We start from the raw sequence: 17,606 nt of genomic DNA, 5'->3' as shown, positions 1-17,606 counted from the left end.
TACTGAGCTTGTGATAAACATTTATTTAGGCGAAATATACACATAGTAAGCACCATACTTTTCACCTTTTTCGGTAATAAATAAGCCCTCTATGTTATGTACGCCTTCACTTAAGATAATATCAAAAGTGGCTTTTTTATCATTGCTATGAATATTCTTAACCTTCAACTTATTATTGAGCACAAGTTGTGCTTGTGCTGGTATGAAACGTTTTTCAGGTAAAGCATAAAGTGCAAAGTTGTGATCTAAGCCTTCAATATCAGTAGGATTTTGATAACTATCTTTAAAACGTAAACCCGATTCTCGTGGCCAGCGCCTTAATTCAATTTGATATTCACCCGCTTGTTCAACCTTAATATCCCAATAACCTTGCCCTTGAAAGCCACTTCTAACATGTTGCTGATCATAAGGCACCTTTTCTCCATGCCAGGCTTGGCTATTTAAAAGAGTTGTATGCTGCTTTAATGGATTGATCACCGTGGGCGCATAACGAACATTAGCAGTAACGTCTCGCCACCAATGTTCATATTGTTGTTTTAAACTTACAACAACCTCTGAATGTTTTGCTGAAATATCACTTTTCTGACTAGGATCATTTTTTATATCAAAAAGCTGATTTCCTACTAACCGCCAGCGATTTGTCATCACCGCAAAGTCTTTATCTTTGATTGGCAGCCCTTCTCCAAGTTTTTGACCAAATCGCGCCTGATTATGCACAATAATTGTCCGCTCATTTATTGCCGCTAGCTTAGATTGTTCGACCTTTTCACTATGCTGAATCAGGGGTGATAAATTCATACCATCAAATTGAATCGGCTGTGGCAATGTTAAATCAAACATATCGACAAAAGTAGGCAATAAGTCTATATGTGAAGTTAATTCCGGCAATACCTCACCATGTTTTAAATTGCCTGTTGGCCAAAAAATAAAGCCTGCTGCTCGGTGTCCCCCCTCATATGCAGAAGTTTTACGGCCTCGCATACCGGCATTATAACCACTGTTAGGATAGCCTAAAGTTGGGCCTTCGTAACCGGCAGTGGTCCCGTTATCAGTCATAAAGACAATTAATGTATTTTCAGCAAGTTTGTTAGACGCTAAATATTGACGAAGCTGGCCAACATTATTATCAATTGTTTGGATCATGCCATAAAAACGCGATCGCATATCTGGAATACCGACATCAATATATGGCTGACGATATTTCTTTTCGACGTTAAATGGTCCATGTGGCGTATTAACCGCAAGATAAAGAAAAAATGGCTTTTGATCATGTTTATCAATAAACGCTTTTGCTTTATCAAACCACACATCAGTGCTGTAACCTTGCGTTTTTATCGGTTTTCCATTTTCAAAATAAGTGTCGTCAAAATAATTATTACCCCAATAGTCTGGCACTTCGCCAGCAACCCCTCCTTGATGAATAAACGAATAATCGAAACCTCGATCGTTCGGTCTAAACGGGTAATTATCACCTAAATGCCATTTACCAAAAATGGCAGTGTTGTAGCCGTTATACTTAAAAATATCCGCCATGGTAACTTCGTCACGATAGAGATGATTACGACCACCAAACGTTAACCAAACACCTACCCGTGTAGCATAACGACCGGTCATTAATGCTGCTCGTGTTGGAGAACATGTTGGATCAACATGAAAATTATCAAGCCTGACACTATCATGGGCAAGTTGATCAATATTAACCGTTTGCAGCTCAGGATTACCATGTACCGACATATCACCATAACCTTGATCATCGGTAATAATAACAATGACGTTCGGTCGCTTTTTTTCATTAAGCCCTTCGGCTAACAACCTATCACTTAATGTTAGGAGCAAAACAAAAAAAATAAACTTCATTATGTATATAGTTTTATTCATATTTTTCTTGGTCAATTAATTAAAATAGTTAACATAGTCCTAATTCAAAACACTTCTACAAAGCAAAGCTAGTAAGCGTTAAAAAGCATAAATAAACGCTTACCGCACATTGTGAAAAAAAGCGCTGAACCAGCGCTAAAATTATAGGTAAGTTTTAGGTTGGATCATCTTCACCGCCGATGCCCCATTCAGCTTCTTTCACCAACGATATTTTATATACCAACGCAAAATCACTAGGAATGTTTTGAGGTTTTTCAATATGTAAACCTTGGCTATCTCGTGACCATTTAACCGTTTCATCACTACCTAATAAACGAATCGTTTGAATGTCGCCGTTAAGTACACTTAAATTAGTACTTAAGGTTTCTATTAAAATATCTTCTGTCGGCACATCCATCACCAAGGCAAAAAGGGTGTCGTCACCTTTTTTGGTAAAACGAATATCTTTTTGGTTATACGAAATTTTTTGTTTTTCAATTTTATGACCACCACCACGAATACGAGTTGGGCCTTCACCAAAAACGCGCCACGGACGAGTTTCGTAAATGCCTTCGCCATTAATTGCTAGCCAATGTCCCATTTCTTTTAGCATATCTTTGATTTCTTGCGGAATTGAACCATCAGGATTTGGCGGGACATTAAGTAACATCAAACCATTTTTGGCAACAATATCAATCAGAATATCAACAATCTCGTTTGGCGTGACAAACTTAGCATCTTGGCGATAAAACCAAGCTCCTGGCGAGGTGTCTGTCATCCAAAAAGTATCTTTTAATTCTTTAGGTCGACCGCGCTCGTAGTCATACACGCCTGTAGCTTTTGGAAAAGACGTGTTTTTATAGCTAACAACAACATCCTTACCCCACTCTTTACCTTTGTTGTAATAATAAGCGATAAACTTTTTACGGTAAGCTTCGTCTAATTCTTCCACCCACCAGTCAAACCAAACAACATCTGGTTGATAGTTATCAACAACTTCTTTGAGTTTAGCAAACCATTCATCATGAAAGCGTTTGGTCGGTTTAAAATCAGTTAATTCGTGTTGATCCGTATATAAATCTGAAGTTTCAGCCGTCGCATCAAATTTATAAGCATTGGCATAATAAATCCAAGTAAATGCATGATGAAATGAGGTTAAAAATTTCATTCCTTGCCCTTCAATGGATTCTTTAAGCTGACCGGTAACATCAATACCGGTAAAATCTTTAACATTCCAACGAGTAACTTCACTATCCCACATGGCAAAATTGTCATGATGCATAGCAACTGGGCCGGCAAATTTAGCCCCTGATGCTTTAAATAATTCCGCCCATTCTTGAGCATCAAAACCTGTCGGTTTAAACCGAGAGATCATATCTTTATAACCAAATTCAGCCGGATGGCCGTATTTTTCTTTATGTTGTTTAAAAATAGGTGAAGGAAAACCTTCTGGATTTTGCTCATTCGTTCTAATGATACCGGTTTTCCAGTCATAGACTTTATCCATATAGAGGTTTAAGCCATACCAACCGGCACCAGGTTTCATGCCGATATTTGCTGTAGCGACTGGCCCCCAATGGGCATAAATTCCAAGCTTGGCATCTTGAAACCAATCTGGTTGTCCATTCACTCTAGCGAGGTCGTCCCAATCTTCACTATAAAAAGGTTTAGGCTCGGCAGAGGTTACAACTGCTGCATTCTGCTGTGTGGCATTTGATGTTGTTTCTGTTTTATCACCGTCATTACAACCTGACAAGGTCATAAATAATGAGCAAATAGCTAATGAAATGGATGTTTTTTTCATATTTTAATATCCAGTTTTAGGTCGTTATTAGTCATGTAATTGTGTCAGTTAACGACACTACATGTTCGTGTTTATGTATATGTTTAAATTTATTTAGTTTGCATTAAGTATGACTTGTTGCTCGGCTAAGCGATCGGAATATGCTCTTACTTTAATCTGACCGGCTTTGCCTTTTAAGGTTTTAACAATCAACATTGCTTGACCGGAAAATGCTCGACGGTGATCAGTTTTAAATGAGGCTAAACTCGCTGAATCGCCATTACCAACGGCAGCAATTTCACCCGCACCTTCAACAAAAAACCTCACTTTATTTTCAGCCGTTGGTACTAAATTACCCTTGTTATCAACGATGTTAACGGTAATGTAAGACAAATCTTGTCCATCAGCAGTTAACTCTGTGCGATCTGGTGACAAAGCCACAGCGGCAGGTAAGCCTGCGGTATGTATCTCTTTTTCTGCGACAATTTGGCCTTTAGTATAAGCCACCACTTTTAAACTACCTGGTTGATATTTGACATCCCAACGAAGGCGATAAGGGGTTTGATAATTTTGTTGGCCAAGTTGCTCCCAGCGTAAAAAATCAACCAACAACTCCGCTTTATCAATACCTTTTATTTTTTTGCCCATAGATTTGCCATTAACAAAAAGTTCAACTTCTTCAGCATTGGTATAAGCATAAACAGGGATAGTTTCATCTAGCATGTTTTCCCAATTCCAATGGGGTAAAACATGTACCATCGGCGTTTTAGTCCATTGGCTTTGATAAAGATAAAAACGATCTTTAGGTAAACCAACCAAATCTACAGCACCAAATGATGAACTACGTACTGGCCAGTCTTTATTCCAATAGCCATTACCCGAATGATCTTTGCCGCCATAGGGTGTTGGTTCACCAAGGTAATCAAATCCAGTCCACATATATTCCCCCATCACTGCAGGGTTTTTCGCTAAATATTCAAATTCAATATCTGGTGGGTATGCCCAAGACGGCCCAACAATATCGTAACTAGTCACATATCTAGAGTCATGGGTATTATATTTTTCGACCGGAAAGTGATATTTCCCCCGCGTGCTAGTAATTGATGACGTTTCACTGGCCAATAATCGCCAATTAGGATGTTTTTGGTGAATATCTTGATAATTAAGTGGTTTGTAATTAAAGCCTGCAATATCAACTTCATGGGCTAATCCGTTTTTAATTGCTCCACCATGATTATTAAAACCCGCAGCTACTAAGCGAGTGGGATCTTCATCATGGGCAATATCGGTCAGTTTTTTAGTAACAACAGCACCATTTTTTTCTCTTTGTTCCATAATTTCATTGCCAATACTCCACATAATTACCGATGGATTATTACGAAACTGTTTGATCATGTCGCGAAGATCTCGTTCATGCCATTCATCAAAGTATTTGTTATACGCGTTGTGAACACTTTGTTTTTGAATTTTCCAGACATCAAAAGCTTCTACTTGTAATAAAATCCCCATTTTATCGGCCAGTTCAACCAATAAAGGTGATGGTGGGTTATGAGAGGTGCGTACCGAATTAACTCCCATCGCTTTCATAATTTCTAATTTACGCTCAATCGCTCGCTTATTGGCAATTGCGCCTAATGGCCCATTATCATGATGCAAACAAACCCCTTGAATTTGTACGCGGCGGCCATTTAAGTGAAAACCATCATCAGCCGTAAATTCAAGCGTGCGGATCCCTAAAGGAGAAATTTGAACATCAACTAATTGCTCCCCATGCCATAATTGAGTATGTACCTTATACAAATAAGGATTAGCGATATCCCATAAAATAGGCTTATTAACAATCAGCTGACTGTTAATCAATTGTTCTTGGTTTGCATCAAGAGATAAAGCGGTAGTGGTCGTATTTGCCACCGTTTTACCTTGCGCATTAATGATTTTGTTGACGACGACAACATCACTAACGTTAGTTTTATTGCTAATAATAGTACTAACTGAAATTGTTGCTTTTTTTGATGTTATCTCAGGGGTTGAAATAAATGTTTCATTGTTCTTAATATGAATAGGATGATTTATTTCAAGCCAAGTATCACGATAAATACCGGCTCCTGGATACCAACGAGCACTTAAGTCTTCAGGCGACATAGCGACAGTAAGCACATTATCTTGCTCACCATATTTTAAATAATCACTTAATTCATATTCAAAACCAATGTAACCAAATGGGCGATTACCTAAAAAATGCCCATTAATATAAACATGGGCGTTGTACATTACACCATCAAAAGCAACACTAATTAACTTACCTTTATGTTGTTTATCAATCTGAAAATGTTTTCGATAAACACCAGTGCCATGAAAAGGTAAACCGCCATTGCGGGCATTAAACTTAGGTTCGAAAGGCCCTTCAATAGCCCAATCGTGGGGAATTGTTACTGGTTGCCATAATGAATCATCAAACTCAACATTCTCACTGCCTTTCGCTTCACCTTTGTGAAATAGCCAGTCGTCATTAAAACTCAGTTTCTGCCCTGGAAGAAATTCAGCGCTTACCGAATTACTCATAAAAGTAATAGATAAAAGGCACATTAAAAAAATATACGTGTGAATATAAGCAGCTGTTTTTTTAATTATTGATTTATACACGTTAAAATACCTAATATATGAGTATGATATTAAAGTTCAATTTGCTCACATACTAACACCACAAGTTTAATATTTAAATCATGTTATTTATATTTAATTTAACATATGGGTATTTAAAATGATTTATGATGAAAAAATAGCTCGACCTCAAGAGTTGATATTGTTTTATGGAGAGTATCTTTATGAGCTATAAAATGAGTATTATTAAAGCCGCCGTGAGCTTTTCATCACTGTATAATTCAGTGAATTCAAAATTAAATACTACCTTTGAATATTTAAATTTGAGCAGGAATTGCCGAGTTTGCTAATAATTAGGTTTGCAGAGCGCTTTAGAGCAATCGCAAAGATTACAATTAAGGGAAAATAAAAAAACTTACTGATAAAATTTATTTTTTATGTGTCACTTTTTTGTTACCAATACAATATCTAGAAAGCTTATTTTTCTAGGTGATTAATTTGAAAACATCAATCAGTTCTTACATAAAATATACAATTTTCGGCAGTAGCCTACTATTTTTGTTATCTGCCTGCGATCAAAGCGTAGATAATAAAAATCCCCCACCAAACAAAGTGATGGTTGCTAATTTTAATGCCTTGCAATTACCCGAAAACTTACAAGTTTTAAACGCACAAGTGAGTGTGCAAGAAAACGCACTTGATGGTAATGCCCTAAACATTAAATTTTCCACTGAGCATAGTTCATCAGGCATCATCCTAACACCCAAACAACCTTGGTCTACAACTCAGCTTGGCAATAATGCTTTTATGTATGATGTTCGAAATACAGGTAATAGTTCAATCATGCTATCTACCAATATCACAGGGGTAGAAGGCAAAACACAACGACGAACTGTTGCTGTAGACAAAGGTGAAACAGTCACCCTGTATTTTGAGTTAAAAGGCTTTGAATTAGATCATGATACCGGTTTACGTGACACCCCACCGGCCTTTAAAACAGCTGCACGTAAAATGCCGATTCGTGGCGGAAAAGCGATTATTGATTTTAGCCAAGTTTATGCGATAAAAATTTATACCGAAACACAAATAAAACCAACAGAAGTTGTTATTGATAATTTACGTTTTGAAACAACGCCTAGTGCCAATAAAGAGTATTTAACCAAGATTGTAGATAAGTTTGGTCAACGGGCAGATATTGATTTCCCATTAAAAGTCACCTCAACCGAAGAACTTAAACAATACGCAGATAACGAATTATCACAACTTAAAAACTCCCCTGGCTGGCCTGAACGCAGCCAATTTGGCGGCTGGAAAAAGGGTAAAAAATATCATGCAACTGGCTATTTTCGAACTCAGAAAGTCGACGGTAAATGGGCATTAATTGATCCTGAAGGTTATTTATATTTTTCTAGCGGTATTGCTAACGCAAGAATGTCTAATACATCAACATTTACCGGTGTTGATTACCATGATGAATCAGTACGCTTGATTGATCCTAATGATGTTACCCCTGAAGACTCACAAGGCATAAGTGGAAATTACCGTGAAGCGCAAAAAACAAGTTATATCGCCAATCAGCAGCGCCATAATATGTTTGAATGGCTACCCGATTATGACCATGAATTAGCCAATCATTATGGCTATCGCCGAAAAGCGCACAAAGGTCCAATGCCGCATGGTGAAGTGTTCAGTTTTTACCAAGCTAATTTAGAACGTCGCTATGGCGAATCAAGCCCACAATCATACTTAAAAAACTGGCATGATGTAACGTTAGATCGCATGGTAGATTGGGGCTTTACTTCATTTGGTAATTGGACAGATCCGATGTTTTACAGCAACAAAAAAATGCCCTATTTTGCCAATGGCTGGATTATTGGTGATTTTAAAACACTGAGTTCTGGTTTTGATATTTGGGGAAAAATGCCTGATGTATTTGATCCTGAATTTGTCCGCCGCGCTAAAATCACAACGCAAGTGATCGCAAAAGAAGTTAACAATAGCCCTTGGTGTGTAGGTGTGTTTATTGACAATGAACAAAGTTGGGGAGGATCGGCACCAGCAATTAAACGTTACGGTATTGTTTTTGATGCTTTATCAAAAAGTGCGCAAGAAAGCCCAACAAAAGCCGTTTTTGTCAAAATGCTGAAAGATAAATATCAACACATAGCAGCATTAAATCAGCAATGGCAAAAATCTATACCTTCTTGGCAAGCACTTGCCGATGGGGTCAACTATAAAAACGATGATAACTACAATAGCGCAATGTTAAACGATATTAGTTGGCTGCTACAAACTTACGCTGACGAATACTTCAGCGTGGTTAAAAATGCCATTAAAGATGTAATGCCAAATCACATGTATATGGGGTCACGATTTACCACTTGGGGTACCTCACCAGAAGCTCGCCAAGCAGCTAAAAAATATACTGATGTAGTTAGCTACAATTATTACCGAGAAGGTTTAGACAACATGACTTGGGATTTTTTAAAAGCATTAGATGCACCGGTTATTATTGGTGAATTCCACATTGGCGCAACGGATATTGGTCATCCTAATCCAGGAATAATTCATGCACCTAACCAAAAAGTACGGGCAGATATGTTCCGAGATTATATGCATACCGCAATTGATAACCCCTACATTGTTGGCGCTCATTGGTTTCAATATATTGATTCTCCGCTGACTGGCCGCGCGCATGATGGCGAAAACTATAACGTGGGGTTTGTGACCATGACAGATATTCCTTTTCCGCATTTAGTTAATGCGGCAAAAAGTGTACATCAAGAACTGTATCAACGACGTTTTGGTAAAAAATAAATCTTATAAAAAAGAGTGGCAATATGCTTAATAAATTCTTAAATTCAACCAGTTATGTAGCTAAAATTAGTTTATTGATGTTAATAACCGGCTGCCAGCAAAATTCGGTAGCTCCAACTGACACGACGGCTAACAATAGCTTAACGAAAGCTAAACCCAATATTTTATGGATTATCACCGATGATCATCGCCCTGATTCAATCGCGTCATACAATAAAGCCGTTTATAACAGTCAACAAAGCCCATTAGGTTATGTTGAATCAGCTAACGCTGACAAACTGGCTGCACAAGGTGTGTTATTCACGCAAGCCTTTACCAACTCACCGGTTTGCGCACCTTCGCGTGCATCAATGCACTCAGGTAGATACCCTTTTAGAAGCGGTCGTTATGCCTTTGAATTATCACATAATGCCCCTGACTTTTCGAAGCCATTAGTATCAGAACACCTGCAAGCCGCAGGCTATGGCACCGCCATGTTTGGTAAAGAAGATCATTACTTTTTTCGATGGGGGCCTGGCCAAGGGTTTTATAAAAATCCGAAACAATTTGAAACCCGAGTGCATTTTAAACATGACTTACAAAAATATGACATTGGAGATATTTTTGTAAAAGCCCATTATGGCGATAAAGCTGGTAATTCCATTCCTGTGGGATTAACTGAAGTGGTTGTATATCCTGATGGTAAAAAGCGCAGTTATTTTGTTCGCCGAAATAACGCGCCACTGAACGCAGAAGACATCAAAGCAATAGAAGACACCGACAAAGAATTTGACCTACTTCGTGCACATACACGTGCTAGTAATAAAACAATTATTGGGGGCGAAAACCCCAATCCTAAAGATCAAACCATTGATGCTAATATCGTCACCGAATTACGTCGCTATTTAAGCAATGCTAACAAAGAATATAAAACGTTAGCAGGTTTATCTCGCCACGGTGTCGATCCTAACAAACCGCTATTTCTTAACTTAGGTTTTCATTTTCCACATACACCTGTTTTACCACCTAAATCAGTACGAGAGCGCTTCAAAAATAAAACCTATAACTTACCTAAATTCAATGAAAAGCATTTGGATAAACTTCCACCGCAACTTCAGCAATATTACCAAACGCTAAAAATGTACGGGTTAAATGATGAAGAAATGCAACAGGCGATACAAGATTATTATGCCTTTGCCGCCCATGGCGATGAATTAGTCGGTGAAGCTGTAACGGCTTTTAAAGAATATAGTGAACAAAATAACCAACCTTGGGTGATCATTTATACTATCGGTGATCATGGTTGGCATTTAGGTGAAAATGGCATTACTGGTAAAGCCACGCCATGGCAGCAATCAGTCAATAATGCCGTTATTGTGGTGTCATCAGATAAATCAGTGGTACCCGCAGGAATTGTCAATCAAGACATTATTGAGTTTGTTGACTTTGCGCCAACCATACTCTCATTTGCAGGTATTGACGTTAATAGCAAAACGTTTGATTATTTAGATGGCGTCAACTTAATTGACGTTGCTAATGGAAAAGCTAAAAAGCGTCAATACGCATTAGGAGAAATCAGTGTTATCAGTGGCCACCGTGCTTATTTACACTCAGAACGCTTTCGTTTTTCAATGCGAACTAGACCGTTTAAAGGATTTATTCCAAACGACAAAATAGGGGAAAACCTAAAGTGGGCGTTAGAAGCGCCGGTTGAAGACGTAGAATTATCACTCTACGATTTAAAATATGACCCACTAGAGCACAACAATTTAGCAAACGAGAAAGAATACCAAGCTTTAGCGAATTGGTTTCGCCACAAGCTCGCCAATATAGTACTAGGTGACGGCCGAATCGAAGTTGATTGGTCAAAAGAAAATCACTATATTTTAAGTAATTTTGCGAAAGGTGCTGATGATAAAAAATTAGATATCCCCCAGCAGTTAATCCCTCGTATTTAACGTGAATTATCCCGACTAATACCATTGTGTATAAGACAATAACTTGATAATAAAAAGCTCAAAGCCATGACATTTTATGGCTTTGAGCTTATGATCATTTTCGATTAACACTATACGATGATAAAAATATAAACCGTATACGCTAGTTGAAACTCCTGATAGTTAAAAAACAGCTCGACAGCTTGGTTTAGCTACATGACTAAGTTCTACTAGTTTACGATCGTGAGCACCCGCCGCAAAATTGCTAAAATGATCATCATTCGGTTTCTTCCAATTAACCTCTAAACGTCCATCTCCTAGAAAAATATTCTGTGCTTTTACACGAAGCAACTGCACTATTTCTTTATAAGCCGGATCATAAGCCACGTTGTTACGTTCATTTGGATCACAATTCATATCATACAATGCCAATTCAACGTCTTTATCTGAAGCATTAACCGCCCACATAATGTCCTCCCCAGGTTGATGACTTATGCCTGGTTTGTCATTTTTAGGGCGAATTTTCATTGAAAATCCATAATCTTCCGAACGAAGGTAAACACGATCACCGATAATCTGATTCATTTCACCTAACACATATTCACGTTTTAATTCAGGTTGGCGGATCACTTGCGCTAAATCGAAACCATCTAAATAACTTTTTTGGTTAATGTCAACGCCAGCGGCGGCATATAAAGTTGGGGCAATATCAACGTATTCAACAAAGTCGCTATGCACGGTATTTTTTGGAAAATATTCCCCTGATGAATCAACAACAATCATGGCTCCGTGACCCGATTTATTCCACGGTGCAAATTTAGCTTCAATGCCTTGCTCACCCAAATGCCAACCGTGATCACCTACAGTAGCAATAATTAAATAAGGTCGATTAGTTTTTTCACTGTATGCTTTAAAGTCATTGATCGCTTTGCCTATCAACGAGTCTCCGTAGGCAGTAAACGCATAATAATCTTGAATTGTTCTTAATTTTTCAGCTTTTGTTAAACCGTCAATTTTCATATTTTTATAGAGTTTTTGTAACTGTGGCGGTAATTTTTTGACTTCTTCTTTACTAAACTCTGGGATCTTATAAGGGATTTTCTCAAATCTATCTTGATAGGATTTTGGCGGTAAAACCGGTGTATGTGGAAAATGAAAACTCAAGCTCACCATCACAGGTTTATCATCCACTGGCCCTTGAATTTTATCCCCTAGCATAGATGTGTATGTTTGGTTTGCGTGGCCAAAATAATTTTGAAAAGCTTCCAAAATTCTACCATCTAAGGTTTTATCTTCAGGCATTGGGCTTTCACCAGCCATAATTAAGGTTTGTGAACGGCGGGTATAAGAACGAATAATATCAAGTTTTGAATCAATAGGATTTGACTCTTTGCTGTATTCACCATCTTTAAAATAATCAAACGAGTTTATTTCACCATCTGGAAAATAAAAATTTTCCGTGATCGATTTAGTAATACCGCTATCCCAATCCATCATCGTTTTTTTACCCCAGTCACCTAAACCGGCACGCTCAAGGGCATAGCGTTCAACTTCATGATCATAAGTCAATGGCATGCCTTTTAAGTTAACCCCATTTTTAATACGCAAACCTAACTTTCCAGCCAACATGGTTTGATAGCCATTCGCTCTTAACACTTCAGGGATTGTTGGTTTAGCATTTTCATTTTGTCGATGTGAATATTCAAAACCATAGCGACCACTGCGGTGAGGATATTGCCCTGTCGCCATTGAATATCGCGAAGGTGAACACCCTGGAGATTGGTTATAAGCTAACGGAAATAATACTCCCTCGGTCGCCAAAGCATCTAAATTTGGGGATTCAACATAACCTAATTCACTTTCTTTTGTTCCTCTTAATGCTTGGTTTACTACAGCAACAGAGTCGGCACGTTGATCATCCGTTAAAATCCATAAGATATGTGGTTTTACATGCCCTTTTTTATCAAGTGGTTTAGCAAACTCTTTCGCCAAACGATTTTTACTAGTAAATTTATTATTTTCATTCGGTTCGATTAATTGCGTACAACTCACCAAACCAAGCGCTATGGTTAATATCCCTAGCGAAACTGTTAATTGTTTTTTCATTTTTAGTCCTAGCATTTAAAACCGTACACAAACTTAGTTATAACGAGTAATTAATTACCTTTAAATATTTTATATATTGATTAAAACTAATAAATTTTATCGTTCTGGTGACAAAAGTTTGTAAGTTACAAACCTCATAATAACCTAAAAACAATAAACCGTTAACAATTTATAATTAAATACATTAAATTATATATAAATCAAATGTATTCTAGGAAGATTATTAAAGTCTCTAACCACTATAGTTAGCAAAAGTGCCTAATAAGAGCGCTAGCCTATTCAAATATAGTTTTTCAAATGAAAATATTATCTGAATAGGCATTAATACGAGGAGAAAATTAAAGTGGCTTGCTAATGTATTGCCAACGTTCTGTTAACCAGTCATTCATTAGCTTATCGGAATTAAAACTTTCGCTACCTTTTATTGGCGCAACCCAGGTATTAAAAGCAGGTTTGGGAAATACCGCTCCTGTCACTTCATGTAAATAAGCCGCAATATTTAATAGCGTAAGACGTTCTAAATTATTATCAGCATTCGCAATCGTTTTAGTTAATAATGGCACGGGGTCAACCTTAGCAACTAAAGTTAAAAACTCAATTGCTCGCCCTTTCACTAAACTTTGTCTCGTTGATGCTAATACTTTTTTAACCAGAGGTATCAAACTTTGTGCCTGGTCACCAAATGCACTTAAGCTAATTAAAGCCCAATATTGTTGCCAAGGCTTAGGTGAATTGAGTGCCTTAATTAAACTTGGCTTAGCTTGTGTGAAGTTCACTAATTGTAAATCTGCAATCTCAATTAATTTAGCTATGTCCGCTTTTTGGTTTTGGCCATAAGCAATCGGGTTTGTTAATGCGTCCTCAATAACAACAGATTCCGGATAAAAACCAAGATCTGGTAACGCTTTTAATTGATCTTGTAATTGTGTACGTAATTGTTGAACTGTTTTTTGATATTGAGGCTCACTTGCTAAATTATTGGTTTCGTAAGGATCTACACTAACATCGTATAAAGCTTCGGGTGTCTTAGGTTGAAAAAATGCCGCTTGAATCGAATTCAACTCGCCATTTTTGTACATTGTACGCCACTGTTGATACGCTTGTTGTTTATAGCGGTAGTCGTTATACAAACCATCATGATAATAAGGTTGATAATGACGAATATACTTAAACTTACCTACTCTTAAGGTTCTTACTATATCGCTTTTTTCATCAAATCTGTCAGCATAGCCAAATGTAGTTTGTCGTTTGTTTAAATCGGCTAATGGAATATCAACACCTAAAAAAGCATTACCATCATGAAGTTGATGTTGGTTTAAACCAGCTAATTTTAATAGTGTAGGGGCAAAATCAACAAAACTTACAAAACCTGCAACTTTGGTATTATTTGGCTCCTGCATATCTTTGGCGAGTAAATGCTGAAAATTCTTCGGCACTCTTACCACTAAAGGTACATGCAAACCTCGTTCAAAGGCATAGCCTTTACTTCCCGGTAATACACCACCATGATCACCAAAATAAAAAATAAACGTATCTTCCAGCAAGCCATCTACTTTCAACTGTTCTAACACCTTACCAATCTCACCATCTACTACTTGTAAGTTATCTAAATATCTAGCGTGGGTATAACGAAACAGCTCTGTGTCAGGGAAGATAGGAGCAAGCTCAATGTTTTTAACATTATGTTTTGTTGGCTTATTTTTAACATCGCTTAGCGGAAAGTGTAACGAATACTCATGAGATTTATGAAATGTTTGAACATGAAAAAATGGCTGATTTTTAGCACGATTACGCCAAGTTGCTTTTGGTGAGGACATATCCCAACGTTGCTCAAGGCCAGCAAAGTTATAATCTGTTTTGGCATTATTGGTTGTATAATAACCCGCCTCTTTTAAAGCTTGGCTATAAGGTGTAAATCCTTCAGGTAGCTCTGCTTGTTTAAAAGCTCGATGTAAATAAGTGGCCAGTTTAGGGCCATAAACTCCTGTGGCCAGTGTTGTTCTAGCGGTTGAACATACCGGCGCATTAGAAAAAGCATGTGAAAAAATAAGACCTTGTTCGGCTAAGCTTTCAACATTGGGCATCGCAGCGCCATTTGGGTTAAATAACTTTAAATAATGCTGTGAGTTATCTTCAGAAATTAAAAAAACAAAGTTTGGCTTAGTTGCAGCCGCAGCAACCACCATACTAAAGCTATAACATAATAAGGCCCAAATACATTTTTGGCGCCATTTACCTAAATACTTACTCATACTTCCAACCTAAATAATATTAATGAGGCCAAACATTAAAGAGCTAATTTTAATGTCTGACATTATAAAAAAGTTTGCCTAAAGCGTGTTGTTTTTAGCTGTATGTTTTTGCAACCGAGTGTATGGTTTTATACAAAGCAGATCGATTGCGGTGTAGTTGTTCTACCAAATGTGCGATAACCTAGTAGAAAAGCCATACCGTTGTTGTCCTTCGGGTTGCTCCTGAGCGCTTCCAACACGACGTTATTCACTTTTTATATATTCCTGCATGAATGCAGATTATGAGAACAAAAATCATACGCTAAAGGTCAACACGCTCTAATTATCTTTTGTCATTTTAAAAACAAAGGCATGATTACCGACCTTATGTTTAGGAGCATCAATCACTAATGCTTGCGCATTTTGCTGCCATTGTAATTTTTCTGAACTACCAAGTAGTTCAATATCACTAATGTTTTCAGATCCCTTAGCGAGTGCTTTAATTTCAATTGCTTGTGTTGGCCACGCTAAAATGGTCGCGTATAAATAGCCATTGTTCGTTGTGAACCGAATATCATGCTCGGTATTATCTTTGTTCTTAAATTCACTTAAGTGACCTTCGATGACTTCGGCTGGCCCTTCACCATAAGTATGCCAAGTACGTGAGCCATAAATGGCCTCGCCATTAACTTTAAGCCATTGGCCAACTTCCAATAAGCGCTCTCGAACAGGAGCAGGAATTATCCCTTGCGCGGTCGGGGTAATATTTAATAATACCGCACCATTTTTGCTGACTACATCCACTAAAAAGTCAATTAAACGATTAGCTGATTTGTAGTTAGGCTTGGTAGTATGAGACCAAGAATCCCAATCAATGGAGTCATCGGTTAACCAAGGAAAGTCTTTCTTTTCACTCATTCTTGAGCGTTCTAAGTCTAAAACCGCACTACCTTTTGCTAAGTCGTGAAATTTATAAGTTACTACAACATCTTGAGATTTTTTCTCCGCTTGATTGTAGTAATAGCTTAAAAAATCTAACCGCGTTTGTTCTTTAATAATATCCATTTTATTGTCGAAATAGACAAGATCCGGATCGTACTTATCAATAACTTCAATAATTTTAGCCTGCCATTCATCATTAAATTTTTGATCCGGTAATGGCGTGGTAGGTTTATCCGCCATCACAAATGTCCCTTTGGGAACTTTAGGACCATATAAGGCTTCATATGTAGGATTAGCGGCGTCCGTTGTTTCATCCCAGGTTGGGTACCAAGCATATTTCCATTGGTGATGAAAAGTCGCAATAAACTTCATATCTTGGCTACGAATGGCTTTAGCCATTTCACCAACAATATCTCTTTTAGGCCCCATATCAGCCGCGTTCCAGGGGGTTAATTCACTATCCCACATTGCAAAGCCATCCGCATGCTCAGTCACTGGGCCAGCAAATTGCGCACCGGCAGCTTTAAACAACTTTGCCCATTCTTCTGGGTCAAAATGCTCGGCTGTGAACATAGGAATAAAATCTTTATAGCCAAACTTGTCTAATGAACCATAAGTTTTTTCATGGTGCTGACGTATCGGGTGGCCTTCTTTATACATCCACATGGAATACCATTCGGTTTTATGAGCTGGCACAGAATATGGCCCCCAATGAAAATAAATGCCAAACTTTGCGTCTAAAAACCAATCAGGTGTTTTATGCTGCTTAACTGACTCCCAATTGGCTAAGTATTTTTCCTCAATAACAGGAGTTTCGGCTTTTGGCACTTGCCCATCGCAACCAAGTAACAAACCTGTCGAGGCAATAAGCAAAGTAGTTAGTTTAAAGAAATTGTTGGTCATAATGCTCTAAGCCTTAATATACCTTTATGAATTGAGATCTTATTGATAAAAAGTTGTACGTTATTTCTTAGCGAGTTTTAAATCGTAGATTTTGTCCATTTTTACCCACTTTTCACCTGGTTTAGCCCACTTCAAGGGTTTTTGATATTTCCACATCAATGTTTCCCATTCATCACTTTTTTGACGTCCTAATTCAGTTAATGGTGGTTTATTAGGATCAAAATCTGCTGATGTTTCCATGATCATGAATAATCGATCACCTAAATGATAGATTTCCATATCTATAATACCTAAGTCACGCATATTCTGCGTAATTTCTGGCCAACCATTTTCAGGGAGATGATAACTTTTATATTCTTCAATTAATTGTTCATCATCTTTTAAATCGAGCGCTAAGCAATAGCGTTGGTGGTCTGACATACCGTTTTCCTGTTTTTCAAAGCGATTATT

Annotated in this window: 9 protein-coding genes; 2 read left to right on the top strand and 7 right to left on the bottom strand. The window is 37.7% G+C overall.

The window, feature by feature from the left end:
- Positions 1-21: 21 nt before the first annotated feature.
- The 3 genes from ACSLUO_RS12570 to ACSLUO_RS12560 all read right to left on the bottom strand — a co-directional run bounded on the left by ACSLUO_RS12570 (position 22) and on the right by ACSLUO_RS12560 (position 6,202).
- Positions 22-1,878 (bottom strand): arylsulfatase, encoded by a 1,857-nt coding sequence (locus ACSLUO_RS12570; protein WP_448248929.1) that lies wholly within the window; start codon positions 1,876-1,878, stop codon positions 22-24.
- Between the two features lie 154 nt (positions 1,879-2,032).
- Complete coding sequence (locus tag ACSLUO_RS12565; protein WP_448248928.1) at positions 2,033-3,661, bottom strand: alpha-L-fucosidase; 1,629 nt, start codon at positions 3,659-3,661, stop codon at positions 2,033-2,035.
- A gap of 93 nt (positions 3,662-3,754) precedes the next feature.
- The gene (locus ACSLUO_RS12560) at positions 3,755-6,202 is read right to left on the bottom strand and encodes a glycoside hydrolase family 2 TIM barrel-domain containing protein (RefSeq protein WP_448248927.1); all 2,448 of its coding nucleotides are present in this window, start codon (positions 6,200-6,202) and stop codon (positions 3,755-3,757) included.
- Positions 6,203-6,739: 537 nt separating this feature from the next.
- Here ACSLUO_RS12560 and ACSLUO_RS12555 point away from each other — a divergent pair.
- Positions 6,740-9,058 (top strand): agarase, encoded by a 2,319-nt coding sequence (locus tag ACSLUO_RS12555; protein ID WP_448248926.1) that lies wholly within the window; start codon positions 6,740-6,742, stop codon positions 9,056-9,058.
- Between the two features lie 23 nt (positions 9,059-9,081).
- Positions 9,082-10,995 carry a sulfatase-like hydrolase/transferase gene (locus ACSLUO_RS12550; protein ID WP_448248924.1) on the top strand — a complete coding sequence of 638 codons (1,914 nt, stop codon included), beginning with the start codon at positions 9,082-9,084 and terminating at the stop codon, positions 10,993-10,995.
- Between the two features lie 162 nt (positions 10,996-11,157).
- Here the strand turns inward: ACSLUO_RS12550 and ACSLUO_RS12545 are convergent, their stop codons facing one another.
- The 4 genes from ACSLUO_RS12545 to ACSLUO_RS12530 all read right to left on the bottom strand — a co-directional run bounded on the left by ACSLUO_RS12545 (position 11,158) and on the right by ACSLUO_RS12530 (position 17,576).
- A complete protein-coding gene (locus ACSLUO_RS12545) occupies positions 11,158-13,080 on the bottom strand; it encodes a sulfatase-like hydrolase/transferase (RefSeq protein ID WP_448248922.1) in 1,923 nt (640 codons plus the stop codon).
- A gap of 338 nt (positions 13,081-13,418) precedes the next feature.
- A complete protein-coding gene (locus tag ACSLUO_RS12540) occupies positions 13,419-15,332 on the bottom strand; it encodes a sulfatase-like hydrolase/transferase (RefSeq protein WP_448248920.1) in 1,914 nt (637 codons plus the stop codon).
- A gap of 318 nt (positions 15,333-15,650) precedes the next feature.
- Positions 15,651-17,156: an alpha-L-fucosidase gene (locus ACSLUO_RS12535; RefSeq protein WP_448248918.1), complete on the bottom strand. Its 1,506-nt coding sequence runs from the start codon at positions 17,154-17,156 to the stop codon at positions 15,651-15,653.
- 60 nt (positions 17,157-17,216) lie between these two features.
- Positions 17,217-17,576, bottom strand: coding sequence for an L-rhamnose mutarotase (locus ACSLUO_RS12530; RefSeq protein WP_448248916.1), 360 nt, complete (start codon positions 17,574-17,576; stop codon positions 17,217-17,219).
- Positions 17,577-17,606 lie beyond the last annotated feature (30 nt).

This window comes from Thalassotalea agariperforans (assembly GCF_053470345.1).
This window is presented reverse-complemented; position numbering and strand designations above follow the sequence as displayed.